The organism is Mesorhizobium ventifaucium, from assembly GCF_935822925.1.
Classification (GTDB): domain Bacteria; phylum Pseudomonadota; class Alphaproteobacteria; order Rhizobiales; family Rhizobiaceae; genus Mesorhizobium; species Mesorhizobium ventifaucium.
Genome location: NZ_CAKXZS010000044.1, coordinates 1 through 17768, shown reverse-complemented (window position 1 = coordinate 17768; position 17768 = coordinate 1). Strand labels below are relative to the sequence as shown.

Genomic DNA, 17768 nt, shown 5'->3' with positions numbered 1-17768 from the left:
CGCAAACCAATTGCATTTTGCAATCGGTTGTACAATAATAAAACTGATATAATAATGCAACCGGTTTCAATCGGAGAATCGGATGACCATCGATCGCCGGTCTGGGTGCCCGATCAACCTGTCGCTTGAAGTGTTTGGCGACAGGTGGAGCCTGATCATCCTTCGCGACATGATTTTTGGCGGTAAACGCCACTTTCGCGACCTGCTCAACGGGTCTCTGGAAGGCATCGCTTCCAACATCCTCGCCGATCGGCTGAAACGGCTGAAGGCGCTCGGCATGCTGACCAGGGCTGACGATCCGACCCACAAGCAGAAGGCGATCTACAGCCTGACCGAAATGGCGATAACGCTGGTGCCGATCCTGGCGCATCTCGGCGCCTGGGGGCGCGTCTGGCTGCCGGTTAGCGGGGAACTCTCGATCCGCGCCGAGCTTCTGGAAAGGGGCGGCCCGCCGATGTGGGAAAAGTTCATGAACGAATTGCGCCATGAACATCTGGGCACGCCTTCCGACACGCCGCCGGATGCCACGGTGCGTGCGACGTTGCAGGCCGGATACGAGGCGGTTGTCGCCCGAAAGGCGCCGAGCCCCTGGTGGGATGCCGGCGCCTGACCAACTTATTTTCCCCATCGCAGGTCGGCTCTGCTATTGAAGCTATTGAAAACTATAATTTACGGGATTGGAAAAGCCCTTGGTTGAGAATTCTAAGGATACTGCCCGCGCGCGGGCCGATTTGCGTTTCAAGAAGCAGGAAGAGGCCGCCACGGTTCGACAGAAGGCGATGGCGGAATATGTCGCCGAGAGCGACGCCCGCCAGATAAAGACCAACAAGCTGAGGGCGCTCCGCCTTGCCAAGGAAGCGGAAGATCTCGCCAATGCGCCGGCTGCTCCGGTGAAGAAGCCGGCGCGCGCCAAGAAAAAATAGCGGGCCGACGTGTCGGGCGGCCCTGTCCAGCCCGTTGTCGGCAGGTGCTGACATCGAGGCGGCTGCTTCACCGCCTTTTATGCATGTCGTTATCGCAAAACCGCTGCGCATCCTCCGATCAGGCCCAGGGAATGCTTTTGCGCGACATGCATTAGCCCATGTTTATGTCGCGGCTGGCCGCTCGCATCGATACTGAGAAGCCGGCGAGGACGTCGACCAGTGCGATGACCATCAAAATGAAGAAAACCGAGTGTGCCGCGCCCTTCACCAGCAGGAACTCGACCAGGAACGCCACGAAGACGAAGGTCGACAACAGGTGGTCCATGATCGAGGCGTTCGTCGTGCGTGTCGATTTCACGATTTCGACGAAGAAGAGAAGCAGCCCGATCAGCATGATCAGATCGCCGAGCGTCATCGAGAACACCCCGCCCGACATCATGCGGATCGAGAACATTTGGCTTGCCCAGGGATCGTCGCCGCCGCCGAATATTCCCAAAAGCCCAAGATTATAGAGGACGAAGGGCACGATCAGCAGCGGGATGGCACCGAACATCAGAAGGCTCCGGTTGGACAGCCTTCTCTAGTATGCGCTCGGCGTTCGCCGTCAAGAATTTTCGCACACAACTGCAAACACGGACTAAGACGGTGCGAAATAACAGTACCAGCCGGTACGGCTGCCATCCGGCATGTCTGCTGGCATGTCTGAAATGACCGGTGGGCGATCATCTGCACAAAACGCGGAAAGACCGGCGCGATGGCCGGTCCTTCGATAGTCACATACCGTCGAAAGCGTTCTCAGCTGTCCTTCGGCTCGAGAACCTGGCGACCGCGATACATGCCGGTCTTCAGGTCGATATGGTGCGGGCGGCGCATCTCGCCGGAATTCTTGTCCTCGACATAGGTCGGGGCCTTCAGCGCATCGGCCGAACGGCGCATGCCGCGCTTCGACGGAGAGGTTTTTCGTTTCGGTACGGCCATGGATATGCTCCACTACATGGTCAAAATGCCCCGGCTGCCCTGGTGAAAGGGCCGCGTCAGGGCCGGAATCTGAGAAAGTCGGGTGCCTATACACGCCCTGCGCCGTTTTGGCCAGCGCCGCCGCGAATTTTTTTAAGCTATCGCAGGCAGCCGACATAGGCGCCGGACCGGCCGGCGCGCCGCTCGATCAGCGAGGCCAGCCGCCTCAGTCCTGGCCCTGGCTTCGCCGGGTTACGGGCGATCGGGTTCGGCAGGGTAACGGCAAGCAGCGCCGCCTGTCGCCGCGACAATCGTTTTGCCGAAACCCCGAAATGGTGCTGGGCGGCAGCCTCGATGCCATAGATGCCCGGCCCCCATTCGGCGATGTTGAGATAGATTTCCATGATGCGCCGTTTCGGCATCACCATGTCGATATAGACGGCCAGGGGCAGCTCGACGACTTTCCTGACCGAGCCCAGCGGCCGCGACCACAGATAGAGGTTCTTCACGGTCTGCATGGTGATGGTCGAGGCGCCACGCGTCATCTCGCCGGCCAGCGCGTCGTCGACGACGCCCCTCAACTCGCCAAGGTCGATGCCGCGATGGAAACAGAACTGCCCGTCCTCCGACATGATGACCGAATGCGCCAGCGTCGGCGCCACATCGTCGATCGAGACCCAGCGCCGGTCATAGCCGGAAAACGTCGCCAGATCCTTCAGCATCAGTGTCGATACCGGATGCACGAACGGCGGCAGATACAGAAAGGTCAGCACCACCGGCATCAGCGCCAGCACTACGGCGACCGTGATACCGCGCCGGACCCAGTGCCGGGGCCAACGTTTGAGACCGATGCGGTTGCCGCGTTTCGGCCTCACCATGTCCAGCCCTTCGGTTTCGTGATCGACGATCGGTTCCGCCAAGCCGCTCAATCCATGCTGCTCCCTGCCCCGGCATAATGGCGCTTGGCTTCTTGCGCAACGTCTGAGTGTCGGCTACCCGTCCCGGCATGACGAAAGACGATCAAATATCGTTCGAGGCAGCGCTTGTCGCACGCACGGGCCCGATCGAGGCGCTGCTCAGGCGGCTGCTCGACGACCGTCCGCTTTCTGGCGAGATCGTGCGGCCGCGCCGCCTAATGGAGGCGATGCGCCACGGCGTGCTGAACGGCGGCAAGCGTCTGCGCCCGTTCCTGGTCATGGAAAGCGCCGCGCTGTTTTCCGCCGACGGCGAGACGGCGCTGCGCGTCGCGGCGGCGCTGGAATGCGTGCACTGCTATTCGCTGATCCATGACGATCTGCCGGCCATGGACGACGACGATCTGCGCCGTGGCCAGCCGACCGTGCACAACGCCTTCGACGAGGCGACCGCCATCCTCGCCGGCGACGCCTTGCTGGCGCTCGCCTTCGACATCATTGCCGACGAAGCGACAATGCTGCCGGCCGAACGGCGGGCGGCGCTGGTGCTGGCGCTGGCCCGCGCCGCCGGAGCCGGCGGCATGGTCGGCGGCCAGATGCTCGATCTCGAAGCCGAGCGTATCCGGCCGGAAGAAGCCGGCATCATCCGGCTTCAGGCGATGAAGACCGGCGCGCTGATCCGCTTCGCCTGCGAGGCGGGCGCAATCCTTGCCGGCGCGCCGGCGGCCGACCGTGAACGACTGGCGGAATTCGGCTCGGCGATCGGGCTCGCCTTTCAACTTGCCGACGACCTGCTCGATCTGACAGCGGATGCGCGCCAGATGGGCAAGGCGACCGGCAAGGATGCCGCCGCCGGCAAGGCGACGCTGGTGGCGCTGCACGGCGCCAACTGGGCGCGGGACCAGCTTCAAGGCCTCGTCGACCAGGCCCACGCCTTGCTTTGTCCCTATGGCGAAGACGCCGTGCTTCTGAAGCAGGCAGCGGAATTCGTAGCGGCCCGCAACAGCTGACGCTGTTCCAATATCAAACGCTCGAGGCGAAGCAACGTGCAAGCTAGCGCAGCCGGCCGATCGGAATGATTTCTGGCGATGTCGGAGCGTATTGCTCGCCACGCCAGCTGCCGAGCCATTCTTCGACGACCAGCCCGGTCTGATCCAGCATCTGCGCGAGGCTTTCCTTTGCCGCAAAGGCTATTTTCGATTCGGCGCTGAGCACCCGTCCGCTGTCGGGCATTTCGTAATGGGTCGAGTAAGTAACGACACCGGTAGCGGGATCGTGGCGGAAATCGTTCCACGCTCTTAGCGCGCCCAATCCGGGATGACTGAGTTCCCGTTGCGACCGTTCCGGCGTCCACTCGAGCCACTCCTGCGCGGCTGGATTTCGCGTGTCGAAGATGAATCGCCCATCGGCAGCCAGATGAGCGGCGATCGTGGCAAGCACCGCCTCTTGATCTTCCGGCGTGAGAAACACCTGGAAGGCGTGCCCGGTCAAAAGCACCAGATCGAAGCGTCGTCCGAGCCGGACGTTGCGCGCATCGGCCTCGACCCAGTCGACCCTCTGCCCGCCGGCTCTGCGGCGCGCAATATCGAGCATCGCCGGCGCGGGATCGACGCCGGTCACGCTGCGCCGATCGGCGAGCGCGGCGGCCAATTGCCCGGTGCCGCAGCCGAGATCGAGAACCGAGCCGGCTTCCCTGGCGAAGCCGACGCAATAGTCGAAATCCACGCCGCCTTCGTTCTCGATATCGTAGAACTGGACAAGTTCGGGATCGCTGTAGAGACGGTCGGTCATGGTAAGCCTATGGCTGAAGCCGTGGACCGGCAGAATTCCTGGAATAAAAGCGCAGCTTCGATAGTTTGTCGGGAAAAATCAGCGGCACCCATCACCGATTCCGCACCACAATGCACGCACCGCCGACGCTTTGCAGTTTCCGGCAGATGTTGCCGGCCTTGGCTTTGGAGTCGGCGCCGATCCGGACTGCATAGATGCCGCGCCTGCCGATCGGCGAGCGCACCCGGCTGACGACCGGATTATGCCCGCCAAGCAAGGCCGGAAACCGGCGCTTCACACCGTTCCATTGATTGAGCGCCGCGGCGCGGCGGAAGTTGCCGGCCACCTGCACGCCCCACGGCTTGACGTTGATCGACGCCATCGCCACGGTTTGGGACTTGATGACCGGCAGCCTGCGGCAGGCGACCGCAAAGGTCGCCTTCTTGTCGAGCGGCTGGATGGTGCCGGCATAGGCGGTGTCGGTGAACCTGTCGGCCGGCTCGCCCATGATGTCCAGAACGTAGTTTTCGGTCTCCATCGGCAGGAAGCCACCGGAACTCAGCCAGCGCGATACCCGGTTTTCACCGGCATTGTAGGCAGCGGCGGCGAGGCCCAGATTGCCGAAGCCGGTTTTCATCTCGGCGAGATATTTTGCCGAGGCCGGGATGGCCTGCTCGATATCGAAGGAATTGGCGAGGCCGCGTAACCTGGCGGTGCCCGGCATGAATTGCGCTATGCCTTCGGCGCCGACCGGACTGACCGCATTGGGATCGAAGCGGCTTTCCTTCCAGATCAGCCGGGCAAAAAAGTCCTTGGGCAGGCCGTTTTGGTCGGCATGCGCCTCGATCAGATTGCAAACCCGATCGAGCAGCCGCTGTTTGGCAGGGCGCGGCGGATCGGCCTGGACGGCTGTCGCCCAGCCCAGCCCGCCAAGCAAGAGCAACCCACGTAGCAAGACTACCCCACGTAGCAAGACCGGCGTCGTCCAGCGCCGCATCGACCTACTCCGCCGCGGCCTTGCCGGATTGCCCAAACCGCTGCTCGATATAGTCGTCGACCATTTTCTCGAAGTCGGCGGCGATCGAAGGACCGCGCAGCGTCGCCGCCTTCCTGCCGTCGACGAACACCGGCGCCGTCGGCGTCTCGCCGGTGCCGGGCAGCGAAATGCCGATATCGGCATGCTTGGATTCACCCGGACCGTTGACGATGCAGCCCATCACCGCGACCTTGAGGTTTTCGACGCCGGGGTATTTTTCACGCCACACCGGCATGTTCTTGCGCAGATCCGCCTGGATGTTCTGGGCGAGTTCCTGGAACACCGTAGAGGTGGTGCGGCCGCAGCCGGGACAGGCGGCGACGATTGGCACGAACTGCCGAAACCCCATGGTCTGCAGGAGTTCCTGCGACACTTGCACCTCGCGGGTGCGGTCGCCGTTCGGCTCCGGCGTCAGCGAGATGCGGATCGTGTCGCCAATGCCTTGCTGGAGAAGAATGCCCATCGCCGCGGACGAGGCGACGATGCCTTTCGAACCCATGCCGGCCTCGGTAAGGCCGAGATGCAGCGCGTGGTTGGAGCGGGTGGCAAGCTCGGTGTAGACGGCGATCAGATCCTGCACGCCGCTGACCTTGGCCGACAGGATGATCTTCTCGCGGCCAAGGCCGATCTGCTCGGCCAGTTCGGCCGAAAGGATCGCAGACTGCACGATCGCCTCGCGCGTTACCTCCTGCGCGGTCAGCGGAAAGCCCTGGCGCTGGTTGTCGTCCATCAGCCTGGTCAAAAGCTCCTGGTCGAGCGACCCCCAATTGACGCCGATGCGCACCGGCTTGTCGTACCGGATCGCCATCTCGACGATAGCCGCGAACTGCCGGTCCTTCTTGTCCTTGAAGCCGACATTGCCGGGATTGATGCGGTATTTGGCCAGCGCCTCGGCGCAAGCCGGGTGGTCGGCGAGCAGCTTATGGCCGATATAGTGGAAATCGCCGACCAGCGGCACATTGATGCCGAGCCGTTCGAGCCGCTCGCGGATGGCGGGCACGGCGGCGGCACTCTCGTCGCGGTCGACGGTGATGCGCACGATCTCGGAGCCGGCGCGATGCAGCGCCGCAACTTGAGCGACTGTCTGGTCGACATCGGCGGTGTCGGTGTTGGTCATCGACTGAACGACGACAGGAGCGCCCCCGCCGACCATCACGCCGCCGACGTCGACACCGACAGACGTGCGGCGCGGCAAGGGTGAAGAAAAATATCCGGTCATGGCCGGCTGCCCTTTGTTAGCGCCGAATTCCGGAATCGGTTTCCGGAAACAATCTGCGCAAAAATCAAAATATAGCGTCCATCGCGCGTCCGAAAGGAGACGCGGCGCTATAGAAGGTCCCGGCATGAGGTGGAGGAGCAAAGATGGCTTGTCAATGGCGACAGGCAGGCAAACCTGTCAAATCGAACCGCCGGACAAACAAGGAACCGCTCCGGCGGCATTGGTTGCCGCCGGAGAAGATGGTCGCGCGCACAGCGCACACTGTCCCTGCACGACCCCGAAACCGAAGGATTTTCGCTGGGATCATGCGCCAAAATCAGAAGCACGACAGCGCCCTTTGCGCGTCCAAAGGACGCGCAGCGCCGTAGATGAGCGTCAGTGCGTGGTGGGTTTCGGCTTCGCCTTCAGTTTCTCAATCTCGTCCTTGAGTGCCAGCTTGCGCCGCTTGAGATTCACGATTTCGAGGTCGTCGACCGATGGATGGTTCATCGCATCATCGATTTCGCGTTCGATGTCGCCGTGTTTCCGCTGCAGCTCATCAAGATGGGATGCAAGAGACATGATTGGTTCTCCCTTTCATGGTTTCCTCGATTGCAGCCGTCAAGGCGCGTCCCACCGCAATTTCGCTTCTGTGACGGCATAATGACAGTGTGCCACTATCGGGCATCGATGTCGAATGCTGCGTGGTAGCATTCCACGACAATACGAAATGTGGTATTGGCTGCGCGCCGGTGCAAGATACCTCCGGCCTCGCCCAATCAGGCCCATTTTTGGGCGCCGCAGACGTGCAGACGGTAGATAATGTCCGAACAGGAACAGGCTGATATCCGCCTCGAATATTCTCGGCTGAAGCAGGAACACGCCGATTTCGACGCGGCCATCAACGCGATGATCGCCATGAACTGCGACCCTCTGCAGATCCAGCGCATGAAGAAGAAAAAACTTTTCCTGAAAGACCGGCTGATGGCGCTGGAAGACCGGATCATCCCCGACATCATCGCGTGAGCGAATCCCGCTTGCGGTCGCGACAAATCCTGCTCATCCCGTGATCGAAAGCCTCGCCGCGCGTTCGCGCAGCAGGGCGATGAGATCGCCGGTCTTCTCCTCGGAAGTGTCGATGGGAACCACCAGGCATATCGTCGCCTCGACCTTGCCGGCAGCTGAAAAGACCGGCGCGGCAAGGCATTTCGTATAGGCGTCGACAAGACCGGAGGTCACACAGTAGCCGGCAGCCCCGGCCGTCGCGATATCTTCTATGAAGTCGTCCAGCAACAATCTGCGGCCGTCCGGCAGGACGAGATCGTCTTCGGACACCATGTCTTCGATCACGGCCCTTTCGAAACCGGCGAGAAGCAGGCGCCCGGAAGCGGTCCAGGGAAGCGGGATCTGCAGACCCGTGGCCGAACTGATCCGGAACGGCCTGGTGCCCGGGCTTGAATGGACAATCGTGTAGCGGCCGCTTTGCAGCATGCACAATTCGGAGGTCTCGCCTGTCTCGCGCGAAAGATTGTCGACTTCCTGACGCCCTCGCCTGAGCAGGTCGTTGCCGCGCACATAGTCCATTCCGTAGAGATAAAGCTTCTTCCCGAAATAGACGCGATTGCCGTCGCCGGCCATTTCCAGCAGGCCCGCATCCACCAGCGAGCGCACAAGCGTGTAGATCGTCGAGCGCGGCGCATTCACTCCCTTGGCGAGATCGCCAATCCCGATCGCTCGCTGGTTCGCGTGAAGAAACTCCAGGATATGGAGCACCCGGTTGAGACCCTTTTCGCGGGAGCCCGCAATCTTGTCTTCGTCCGGACCGGCCTCCGGCCGAACTGCCAAGGCATTGCCATCTTGCATTGCTGATTCCTGATGTTAGTATCTGTCTTGTACAGGATACATGTGTCTTGTGTAAGAGACAATCTAGCAGATTACTGATGCCAGCAGGTTACAGATGCATGTATCGGCAAAGGGGAACACAAACGAAAAGGAGGTCGCCGTGAACGACACATCCAAAAGACGTGAATTTCTGAAACTGGCCGGGCTTGCGACGGCCGGCGTGGTGGGCGCAGCCGCAACCGTCGATGTTCAGAAGGCGGCGGCGCAAGCGGCACCGGACAGCCTGCTGCGCACCGTTCTCGATCGCGGCAAGGTGATCGTCGGCACCGGCAGCACCAATGCGCCCTGGCACTTCGAAAACGATGCCGGCGAACTGGTCGGCATGGACATCACCATGGGGCGCATTCTTGCCAAGGGACTTTTCGACGATACGACCAAGGTCGAGTTCGTCATGCAGGATCCGGCGCAGCGCATTCCGAACGTGACCACCAACAAGGTCGACATTTCGATCCAGTTCATGACCATGACCGCCCAGCGCTCGCAGTTGATCCACTTCTCCCGGCCCTATTACGTCGAAGGCATCGCCTTGCTGACCCTTCCGAACGCAGAAAACAAGACCTTCGACAAGCTGCTTGCCGGCGGTTCGGCGACGCGGATTTCCATCCTGCAGAATGTCGATGCCGAGGCAAATGTGCACATCGTCCTGCCGCAGGCGCAGGTGATGCAGATAGACACGCAGGCCAATGTGCTGCAGGCACTGGAATCGAAGCGCGTCGACGCCGCCGCCGTCGATCTGTCGACGGTTCGCTGGCTCGCCTCGCGCAATCCCGACAAATACTTCGATGCCGGCAAGAGCTGGTTCTCGATGCTTTACGGCGCCGCACTTCGGCAAGGCGACCTCGACTGGCTGACCTTCGTCAACACGACCTTCGCCACCGCGATGTTCGGCCACGAGACGGCGCTCTACGACGCTGCATTCAAGGACTATTTCGGACAGGAGCCGCCGGCGCGCCATCCCGGCTTCCCGGTCATCTGATGCAAGCAGGCGGAAGGGCCGCGCCCTTCCGCCTGCTTATCGTCGCAGCCCTCGATATGACAGGGACACATGGGCTATACCCTGAACTTCAACCTGATCTGGCGGCATTTCGACAAGCTCTGGGGCGGGCTGCTGCTCAGCCTGGAGCTGGCCGTGATCTCCATTGCGATCGGCATCCTCATCGGACTGCTTCTGGCGGTCTGGTACGTGTCGGCCGGACGTGCGGTGCGGACCGTCATCGCCGCCTATGTCGAGTTCATCCGCAACGTGCCGCTGATCCTGCTCGTCTATCTCGTCTTTTACGGCCTGCCGACGGTGGTCGACATCGCCTACAGCGCGCAGACCTCATTCATTGCCACGCTGTCGCTCTATAGCGGCGCTTATCTGGTCGAGGTGTTCCGCTCGGGGCTCGAAGCGGTTCCGCGCGGACAGCTCGACGCCGGCAAGGCGATCGGCCTGACGCCATGGCAAAGGCTGGTCCATGTGCGCCTGCCAACGATGCTGCGCATAACGCTGCCCGCGCTTTCCAACACGTTCCTATCGCTGTTCAAGGACACGTCCGTTGCCTCGGTCATTTCGGTGCCCGAGCTCACCTACGGCGCCCAGTGGATCAACTTCAACACCTTCCGCATCGTCGAGGTCTACCTTGTGGTGACGGCGATGTACCTCTTGACCGGCTACGCGCTTCTTTATGCACTTCGGCTTGTCGAGCGCCGGTTCAGGGCGGCGCACTAGGATGCTTGGCCAGATCGCCTACGCCTTGCCCTTCCTGGCCCAGGGTTTTGCCGTGACGCTATGGGTGTCGCTGCTGGTCGTGGTGTTGTCGCTCGTCGCCGGGGTGATGATGGGCGTCGGCCTTGTCTATGGCCCGGCTCCGCTGCGCTGGGCGGTGCGCATTTTCAGCGATACCATACGCGGCATTCCGATCCTGGTGCTCATCTTCTTCGTCTATTACGGCCTGCCTGCCGTCGGCATCCATCTGGAATCCTTCTGGGCAGCCGTGCTGGCGCTCACCCTGTTCAAGACGGCGCAGGTCATCGAGTATCTGCGCGGTGCGGTCGGTTCCATACCGAAGGGGCAGTCCGAAGCGGCGATGGCGATCGGGCTGACCTTTCGCCAGCGACTGGCTTACGTCATCTTCCCGCAAGCGTTCAGGCGCTTCCTGCCGCCTTGGATCAATGGCGTCACCGATGCGGTGAAGGGCAGCGCACTGGTCTCGCTGCTCGGCATCACCGACCTGATGCACGCCATCAACCAGGTCATCGGTCGCACCTACGAAGCGATGCCGCTCTACATCCTCGGTGCGGTCATCTACTTCGTCGTCAATTACGCCCTCTCCCTGGCCAGCCGACGGTTGGAGCGGCGTTTCTCCTTCATCCGGGAATAGCAAGATGTCCATCTCCCCACCCGCCAATCCGGCGCTTCTCGACATCTCCGACGTTTCCAAATCCTTTGGATCCGTCGAAGTCCTGCGCGCCGTCAGCCTGCAGGTGACACGCGGTGAGGTGGTGACTGTCATCGGACCTTCGGGCAGCGGCAAGACCACGCTGCTACGCTGCGTCAACTTCCTGGAGAGCTACGACAGCGGCTCCATCCGCATCGACGGCAAGGAGGTCGGCTTCCGCGAGATGGGAACACACCAGCGCCGCAGCGAGCGCGACCTGGCGAAGATGCGCGCCGAGACCGGAATGGTGTTCCAGAGTTTCAATCTGTTTCCGCATCTGACGGCGGCCGGCAACATCATGCTTGGCCTGCGCAAGGTGCGCGGCAAGAGCAGTACCGAAGCGCGTGCCATTGCCGAGCACTGGCTCGGCCGGGTCGGCCTCGCTCACAAGGCCGACAGCCTGCCCGCCGAGCTTTCGGGCGGCCAGCAGCAGCGTGTCGGCATCGCCCGGGCGGTGGCGATGGAGCCGAAAATCCTGCTTCTCGACGAGATAACATCCGCGCTCGACCCGGAACTCGTCGGCGAGGTGCTCGAGGTCGTGCGCAGCCTGGCCGAGGACGGCATGACGATGGTGATGGTCACGCACGAGATGGCCTTTGCGCGCGACGCCTCGAGCCGCATCGTCTTCATGGCGGATGGCGGCGTCAGCGCCGCAGGCCCGCCTGCCGAGATTCTGGGCACCGAGATCGATAATGAGCGTCTCCGCAGTTTCCTGGCGCGGTTTCGAGCCTCGCATTTCTGACATCGGACGGCGAAAGCTGTCGCAGGGAGCCTTTTTCATGACGCCTTACATCCGGCTCGCCGAATTGGGTCTGACGCTGCCCGAGCCGCCGACGCCGATCGCCAATTTCGTCACCCACGCCGAGAGCGGACGGCTGATCTTCCTCTCCGGCCAAGGGCCGCTGCGCGCCGACGGAACGCTTTGCACCGGCAAGGTGGGCGAGGACGTCACGGTTGAAGAGGCTTATAAGCATGCCCGTCTCACCGGCCTGAACCTGCTCGCCGTCATGCACGCTGCGGCAGGCGACCTCGGCCGCATCGTGCGCGTCGTCAAGCTGCTTGGCTTCGTCAACGCGATCCCGACCTTCAGCGACCATCCGAAGGTGGTGAATGGCTGTTCCGATCTTTTCGCCGCTGTCTTTGATAGTATCGGCGGGCACGCCCGTTCGGCGATCGGTGTCGGCTCCCTGCCGGGCAACATCACCGTGGAAATCGAGGCGGTCGTCGAGATCGCCGCCTGAAGTCTACCAATGGGACCTCTAGAGATGAAAACCTATTCCGCAAACGGCTCCAACACGACAATCCGCGAACGGCTCGGCCTTCGCCCGATCATCAATGTCTCTGGCACGATGACGGCGCTTGGCGCCTCGATCATCGTCCCGGAAGCGATCGCCGCGATGTCGGAAATCGCCTCGCAGTGGGTGGAGATGGACGACCTGCAGCGCGCCGCAAGCACGGTCGTCGCGCGCCTCACCGGCGGCGAGGCCGGCTTCATCACCGCTTGCTGCGCCAGCGGCATCACCATGGCCATTGCCGGCACAATGACCGGCACCAACCTTCTGGCGGTCGAGCGGCTGCCGGACGACACCGAGGGCCTCAAGTCGGAGGTCATCGTCCAACTCGGCCACATCGTCAATTATGGCGCGCCGATCGACCAGTCGATCCGGCTGGCCGGGGCGAGGACCGTACCTGCCGGCACTGTCAGCGTGACGCAGGACTACCATGTGCGCGAGGCGATCCGCGACCGCACTGCGGCAGGTCTCTATGTCGTTGCGCATCACACGGTGCAATACGGCATGCTTTCGCTCGAGGAATTCTGCGAGATCTGCCACGCCAAGGGCGTCCCGGTGATCGTTGACGCCGCCTCCGAATATGATTTGCGCAGCTTTCTCGCGCGCGGCGCCGACATCGTCGTCTACAGCGGACACAAATTTCTCTCAGGACCGACAAGCGGCATCGTCACCGGGCGCAAGGATCTGGTGCGGGCCGCCTATCTGCAGAATCGTGGCGTTGCGCGGGCGATGAAGGTTGGCAAGGAAAGCATCGCCGGCACCATGGCCGCACTGGAGGCCTGGGAGCGGCGCGATCACGCCCGCATCCGCAAGCGGGAAGAAGCGGCTTTGCATCTGTGGCACGACGCATTGCAAGGGCTGCCCGGCATCGCCGCGCATCTCATCCCCGATCCGACCGGCAATCCGCTCGACCGGCTGCAGGTGTTTGTTACACCTGAAAGCAGGTTCACCGCCGCCGGCCTTGCGTTGGCGCTGGCGGCTGGTTCGCCTCCCATTATCGTGCGCAACCACGAGGTCGAGCGTGGTCACTTCTTCCTCGACCCGTGCAATCTTCATCCTGGCGAGGCGGAGATCGTCGCCGAACGCCTGCGTGCCGTGCTGAGCGCGGCCGAGCGTCCGGCGGATGCGATGAAGTCGGCCCGCAAGGATAGCGCTAGCACCTCGCGCTGGCCGGATTAGGTACCGATGGCGCCATGCGCCCGAATGCTGCGCAGGGGCATCGCATCCTTGCCGTCGATCCCGAATTCCGCTAATGCATGTCGCCCAAAAGTGCGCAGCGGTTTTGGGACAACGACATGCATAAAAACAAGAACTTAAAGCGCGTCGGATGAATCCCTTCAGACGCGACGCGCTTTAAGGCGCGCCTTTGCCGCCAGGAGCAGAAGCTTGGACGATCACCGCGCCGACGTCGCCATCATCATGGGCAGCCAGTCCGACTGGGCGACGATGCGCCACGCCGCGGAAACGCTGGAGGCGCTAGGCATCGAGCACAAGCGGCTGATCGTCTCGGCTCATCGCACCCCCGACCGGCTGTATGACTTCGCCAAGGGCGCCAAAGCGGCCGGTTTTCGGGTGATCATCGCCGGCGCCGGCGGTGCGGCGCACCTGCCCGGCATGACGGCGGCGATGACGCCGATCCCGGTTTTTGGCGTGCCGGTAGAATCGAAGGCGCTTTCCGGAAAGGACTCGCTGCTTTCCATAGTGCAGATGCCGGCCGGCATTCCGGTCGGCACGCTGGCCATCGGCAAGGCGGGCGCCACCAATGCCGCCCTTCTGGCTGCGGCCGTGCTGGCGCTGACCGACGAAAAGCTCGCCGCCCGGCTCGATGCCTGGCGCGCCGCCCAGACCGCCAGGGTCGCCGCAGAGCCCACGGACACGCCATGAGCCTGCCTGCCGGATCGACCATCGGCATCATCGGCGGCGGCCAGCTCGGCCGCATGCTGGCCATGGCCGCGGCCCGTCTCGGCTACCGCACGGTCGTGCTGGAGCCACAGCCGGATTGTCCGGCGGCACAAGTCGCCAACCGGCAGATCGCTGCCGCTTATGACGACACGGCCGCGCTCGCCGAACTGGCTGCAGTCAGCGCCGTCGTCACCTACGAGTTCGAGAACGTGCCGGTCATGGCCGCCAGCGCGCTTGCCGTCACGGTCCCGGTCTATCCGCCGGCGAGCGCGCTGGAAGTAGCGCAGGACCGGGTGGCGGAGAAGAAATTCCTCAACGGCATCGGCATTCCCACCGCAGATTTCTGCCCCGTCGACAATGACGACGAATTGACGGCGGCGCTGAAAAAGTTCGACGGCAGCGGCATATTGAAGACGCGGCGCATGGGCTATGACGGCAAGGGCCAGCGCGTGTTCCGCAACATGGAAACAGGGGGCTTTGGCGGCACCTGCGAGGCAATGGGCAACGTGCCGCTGATCCTCGAATCCTTCGTCGCCTTCGAACGCGAGATTTCGGTGATCGCGGTGCGCGGCATGGACGGTTCGCTCGCCGCCTACGATCCGGCAGAAAACGTCCACCGCAACGGCATCCTGCACAGCTCGACCCTGCCGGCCAGGATAGGGTCCGAAACCGCCGCTGCAGCGCAGGCGGCGGCGGCAAAGATACTTGCCGCGCTCGACTATGTCGGCGTCATCGGCATCGAGTTCTTTATCCTTGCTGACGGCGCGTTGCTGGCCAATGAGATCGCGCCGCGCGTTCACAATTCCGGCCACTGGACGGAAGCCGCCTGCATCGTCTCGCAGTTCGAGCAGCACATTCGCGCCGTCGCCGGCCTGCCGCTGGGAAATCCCGGCCGCCATTTTGACTGCGTCATGGAAAACCTGATCGGCGACGACGTCCTGCGCATCCCGGCTCTGCTCGCCGAGCCCGATCTGATGCTGCATCTCTATGGCAAGGCCGAGGCACGCCCCGGCCGCAAGATGGGCCATTTTACGCGAATGAGCCGCCACCGTTGAGGCTATTGGACGGCACCGTTCTAACGCCGTTGGTAGAGCAGGAACTCAAAATCCGCCGCACTAGCTTCATCCATGAAGCATGCTGCGGTTGACATGGGCAAGGCTCCTCGTTTATGAGCCACGCACAAGTTGAGAGGCGCGCTTTCCGAGCGCGCCTTAATAATTCGGCCCAAGCGGGCCCAGACCGACGGGCAAGACCATGAAGATCAAGAATTCGCTCAAGGCGCTCAAGGCGCGTCACCGCGACAACCAGCTGGTTCGCCGCAAGGGCCGCGTGTACATCATCAACAAGACCGCTCCGCGCTACAAGGCACGCCAGGGCTGAGTCTTTTCGCGTTGGGGCGGCTGCCTCCGCGCCTGCATGATGTACTGCATCGAGCCAAAAATCGGAATCGATTTTCGGAAAGTACGATGCGAGGAATTCAAAATGTTAGAGCGTGCTTTACGCGTCCAAAAGGACGCGTGGCGCTCTAATACCGGCCTGCCGGCCCTTTCACGCTAAATTCAGTTTGACGATCCGCTGTCCGGGGTTAGATTCCCGGCCATGCGGATTCTTTTTGCATTCTTCGCGGCGCTTTTTCTTTTCGGTTCCGCCTCGCTTCCGGCCCAAGCGGACGATGCGGTCGCCCCTCCGGTTGCCACGACCAGGGAGGCAAGGCTCGACCAGCTGTTTGTCGACCTGAAGCGCGAGCGCAATGAAAAAGCCGCCGAGCGCATCGCCGCGCGCATCTCGCACGAGTGGTCGCAATCCGGCAGCGCCTCGATCGACCTGATGATGCAATGGTCGCAAAAAGCGGCCGAAGACAAGAAGTTCGACGTGGCGCTCGACTTCCTCGATCAGGTGGTGACGTTGCAACCGGCCTATGCCGAAGGCTGGAACCGGCGCGCCACCGTACATTTCATGATGAATAACTTTGGGAAATCGATGGCCGACATCGACCGCACGCTGCAGCTCGAGCCGCGCCATTTTGGCGCACTGTCCGGCCTGGCGCGGATCATGGCGGTAACCGGCCACAAGCAATCGGCGCTGGAAGCCTGGCAGCGCGTGCTCAGCATCTATCCGATGATGCGCAGTGCCCAGGATCAGGTCGGCACGATTTCGGAAGAACTTGCCGGCGAAGGGATCTGAATTGCCGGTTGCGGACAATTCCACTTGAGCGAAAGTTTTTTTAGTTAGACTGTGAACTAATTTCGCTCCGGTCCGTACCTCTCCGCATGAACCTGATCTACGCCGCGCTCGCCCTCCTCATGGCGCTTGTGTTCACCCTTGCAGGTGTCACCCGCGCCGGTTCATGGCTGATCGAGCGCCGCAATCCACCGATTGGCGACTTCGCGGATATAAACGGTGCCCGCGTCCACTACGTTCACGTTCCGGCGCGGGAAAACGCCGAACTGCCGCCGATCGTCTTTATCCACGGCGCCAGCGCCAATCTCAGGGATCAGATGCTGCCGTTGAGGCCGTTGCTGGAAGGCCGTGCCGAGATGTTGTTTTTCGACCGCCCGGGTGCAGGCTGGTCGGGGCGCGGCCCCGGCAACAACGAGACCCCATCGGCACAGGCCAGCACCATCGCAGCGCTGATGGACCATCTCGGCATCAGGAAAGCTATCATTGCCGGCCATTCCTTCGGCGGCTCGGTGACCACCGCCTTCGGCCGCGAGCATCCCGACAAGACGCTCGGCCTGGTGTTCCTGGCGCCTGCCACCCATCCCTGGCCGGGCGGCGCGACCGCCTGGTACTACAATTTGACGACCATTCCGATCGTCGGCCGGCTTTTTTCCGAAACGCTGACCTATCCGTCGGGAACGCTGCAGATGAATACCGCCACCGCCTGCGTCTTTGCCCCCAACAAGGTGCCGGACTTCTATGTCGCCGAGGTCGCGATCCCGCTGGTGCTTCGGCCGAACGCCTTTCGTGCCAACGCCACCGACGTCGCCGGGCTTTATCGCTACACGCTCGATGCCGCACCGCACTACCGCGATATCAAGGCGCCGACTGTGGTCATCTCGGGCGACCGCGACAAGGTGGTCTATGCAACGATCCATTCGGTCGGCCTTGTCCGCGATATCGCCGGGGCCGAACTGGTCTGGGTCCGCAATCTCGGCCACAAGCCGGACTGGATAGCACCCGATCTCGTTGTCGGCGCAATCGAAAAGGTCGCCGGCAGGGACGTCGACCTTCAGGCAATGGCGAAGGCCGTGGAAGTCAGGATCGCCGGCGACACCTACGGCGCCGGCAAATGCGCCGACATCAAAGCGCCGGAAGCCGAACTCGCGCCGCCTAGAGCGGTTCAGCTTTTGATAGAACCGCCAAGCCGCTCTAAGTATTTGTTTTTACGCAATTCCGGACGGAAAACCGCTACGCACTTTTCCGGGAATTGCTCTAGAGCGTTTCACGTTTT

Annotated in this window: 22 protein-coding genes and 1 pseudogene; 15 read left to right on the top strand and 8 right to left on the bottom strand. The window is 62.4% G+C overall.

Going from position 1 to position 17768, the window contains the following annotated elements; translation table 11 throughout:
- Positions 1 to 82: 82 nt before the first annotated feature.
- Both NMG70_RS28170 and NMG70_RS28165 read left to right on the top strand, forming a co-directional pair.
- Positions 83 to 610 (top strand): winged helix-turn-helix transcriptional regulator, encoded by a 528-nt coding sequence (locus NMG70_RS28170; RefSeq protein ID WP_254027526.1) that lies wholly within the window; start codon positions 83 to 85, stop codon positions 608 to 610.
- Between the two features lie 79 nt (positions 611 to 689).
- Complete coding sequence (locus tag NMG70_RS28165) at positions 690 to 923, top strand: hypothetical protein (protein WP_029348749.1); 234 nt, start codon at positions 690 to 692, stop codon at positions 921 to 923.
- A 151-nt stretch (positions 924 to 1074) separates the two neighbouring features.
- Here the strand turns inward: NMG70_RS28165 and NMG70_RS28160 are convergent, their stop codons facing one another.
- From NMG70_RS28160 to NMG70_RS28150, 3 genes are all read right to left on the bottom strand, one after another.
- A complete protein-coding gene (locus NMG70_RS28160; RefSeq protein WP_254027525.1) occupies positions 1075 to 1476 on the bottom strand; it encodes a hypothetical protein in 402 nt (133 codons plus the stop codon).
- Between the two features lie 242 nt (positions 1477 to 1718).
- Entirely contained in the window at positions 1719 to 1901 is a 183-nt protein-coding gene (gene rpmF / locus NMG70_RS28155) for a 50S ribosomal protein L32 (protein WP_254027524.1), read from the bottom strand.
- 137 nt (positions 1902 to 2038) lie between these two features.
- Positions 2039 to 2809 carry a biosynthetic peptidoglycan transglycosylase gene (locus NMG70_RS28150; protein ID WP_254027523.1) on the bottom strand — a complete coding sequence of 257 codons (771 nt, stop codon included), beginning with the start codon at positions 2807 to 2809 and terminating at the stop codon, positions 2039 to 2041.
- A gap of 77 nt (positions 2810 to 2886) precedes the next feature.
- On the opposite strand from NMG70_RS28150, the gene NMG70_RS28145 reads away from it, so the two are divergent.
- The gene (locus tag NMG70_RS28145; protein ID WP_254027522.1) at positions 2887 to 3804 is read left to right on the top strand and encodes a polyprenyl synthetase family protein; all 918 of its coding nucleotides are present in this window, start codon (positions 2887 to 2889) and stop codon (positions 3802 to 3804) included.
- A gap of 43 nt (positions 3805 to 3847) precedes the next feature.
- Here the strand turns inward: NMG70_RS28145 and NMG70_RS28140 are convergent, their stop codons facing one another.
- The 4 genes from NMG70_RS28140 to NMG70_RS28125 all read right to left on the bottom strand — a co-directional run bounded on the left by NMG70_RS28140 (position 3848) and on the right by NMG70_RS28125 (position 7380).
- A complete protein-coding gene (locus tag NMG70_RS28140; protein WP_254027521.1) occupies positions 3848 to 4585 on the bottom strand; it encodes a class I SAM-dependent methyltransferase in 738 nt (245 codons plus the stop codon).
- Between the two features lie 91 nt (positions 4586 to 4676).
- On the bottom strand, positions 4677 to 5561 hold the full coding sequence (locus NMG70_RS28135) for a lytic transglycosylase domain-containing protein (RefSeq protein WP_254027520.1): 885 nt from the start codon (positions 5559 to 5561) through the stop codon (positions 4677 to 4679).
- 4 nt (positions 5562 to 5565) lie between these two features.
- On the bottom strand, positions 5566 to 6819 hold the full coding sequence (ispG, locus tag NMG70_RS28130) for a flavodoxin-dependent (E)-4-hydroxy-3-methylbut-2-enyl-diphosphate synthase (RefSeq protein ID WP_254027519.1): 1254 nt from the start codon (positions 6817 to 6819) through the stop codon (positions 5566 to 5568).
- Positions 6820 to 7194: 375 nt separating this feature from the next.
- A complete protein-coding gene (locus NMG70_RS28125; protein WP_023797036.1) occupies positions 7195 to 7380 on the bottom strand; it encodes a YdcH family protein in 186 nt (61 codons plus the stop codon).
- A 240-nt stretch (positions 7381 to 7620) separates the two neighbouring features.
- Between NMG70_RS28125 and NMG70_RS28120 the strand changes: the two genes are divergently transcribed.
- Positions 7621 to 7824: a YdcH family protein gene (locus NMG70_RS28120; protein ID WP_077380473.1), complete on the top strand. Its 204-nt coding sequence runs from the start codon at positions 7621 to 7623 to the stop codon at positions 7822 to 7824.
- Positions 7825 to 7857: 33 nt separating this feature from the next.
- Here the strand turns inward: NMG70_RS28120 and NMG70_RS28115 are convergent, their stop codons facing one another.
- Positions 7858 to 8661 (bottom strand): IclR family transcriptional regulator, encoded by an 804-nt coding sequence (locus tag NMG70_RS28115; RefSeq protein ID WP_254027518.1) that lies wholly within the window; start codon positions 8659 to 8661, stop codon positions 7858 to 7860.
- 139 nt (positions 8662 to 8800) lie between these two features.
- Here NMG70_RS28115 and NMG70_RS28110 point away from each other — a divergent pair, with 139 nt between their 5' ends.
- The 11 genes and pseudogenes from NMG70_RS28110 to NMG70_RS28060 form a co-directional block, all read left to right on the top strand.
- Positions 8801 to 9676 (top strand): transporter substrate-binding protein, encoded by an 876-nt coding sequence (locus NMG70_RS28110; RefSeq protein WP_254027517.1) that lies wholly within the window; start codon positions 8801 to 8803, stop codon positions 9674 to 9676.
- 69 nt (positions 9677 to 9745) lie between these two features.
- Entirely contained in the window at positions 9746 to 10411 is a 666-nt protein-coding gene (locus NMG70_RS28105; RefSeq protein ID WP_254027516.1) for an amino acid ABC transporter permease, read from the top strand.
- Between the two features lies 1 nt (position 10412).
- Positions 10413 to 11063 (top strand): amino acid ABC transporter permease, encoded by a 651-nt coding sequence (locus NMG70_RS28100; protein WP_095517947.1) that lies wholly within the window; start codon positions 10413 to 10415, stop codon positions 11061 to 11063.
- 4 nt (positions 11064 to 11067) lie between these two features.
- The gene (locus NMG70_RS28095) at positions 11068 to 11862 is read left to right on the top strand and encodes an amino acid ABC transporter ATP-binding protein (RefSeq protein ID WP_254027515.1); all 795 of its coding nucleotides are present in this window, start codon (positions 11068 to 11070) and stop codon (positions 11860 to 11862) included.
- Between the two features lie 37 nt (positions 11863 to 11899).
- Positions 11900 to 12361, top strand: coding sequence for a RidA family protein (locus NMG70_RS28090; RefSeq protein ID WP_027152960.1), 462 nt, complete (start codon positions 11900 to 11902; stop codon positions 12359 to 12361).
- Between the two features lie 24 nt (positions 12362 to 12385).
- A complete protein-coding gene (locus NMG70_RS28085; RefSeq protein ID WP_254027514.1) occupies positions 12386 to 13591 on the top strand; it encodes an aminotransferase class V-fold PLP-dependent enzyme in 1206 nt (401 codons plus the stop codon).
- Positions 13592 to 13798: 207 nt separating this feature from the next.
- Positions 13799 to 14296 (top strand): 5-(carboxyamino)imidazole ribonucleotide mutase, encoded by a 498-nt coding sequence (purE, locus tag NMG70_RS28080; protein ID WP_254027513.1) that lies wholly within the window; start codon positions 13799 to 13801, stop codon positions 14294 to 14296.
- Entirely contained in the window at positions 14293 to 15369 is a 1077-nt protein-coding gene (locus NMG70_RS28075) for a 5-(carboxyamino)imidazole ribonucleotide synthase (RefSeq protein WP_254027512.1), read from the top strand. The genes purE and NMG70_RS28075 overlap by 4 nt, the downstream gene beginning before the upstream one ends.
- A 199-nt stretch (positions 15370 to 15568) precedes the next feature.
- The gene (gene ykgO, locus NMG70_RS28070) at positions 15569 to 15694 is read left to right on the top strand and encodes a type B 50S ribosomal protein L36 (protein WP_006327841.1); all 126 of its coding nucleotides are present in this window, start codon (positions 15569 to 15571) and stop codon (positions 15692 to 15694) included.
- Positions 15695 to 15913: 219 nt separating this feature from the next.
- Positions 15914 to 16498, top strand: a complete 585-nt coding sequence (locus tag NMG70_RS28065) for a tetratricopeptide repeat protein (RefSeq protein WP_254027511.1) — start codon at positions 15914 to 15916, stop codon at positions 16496 to 16498.
- Between the two features lie 86 nt (positions 16499 to 16584).
- Positions 16585 to 17646 (top strand): annotated as a pseudogene (locus NMG70_RS28060) (alpha/beta fold hydrolase); the annotation flags it as partial.
- Positions 17647 to 17768 lie beyond the last annotated feature (122 nt).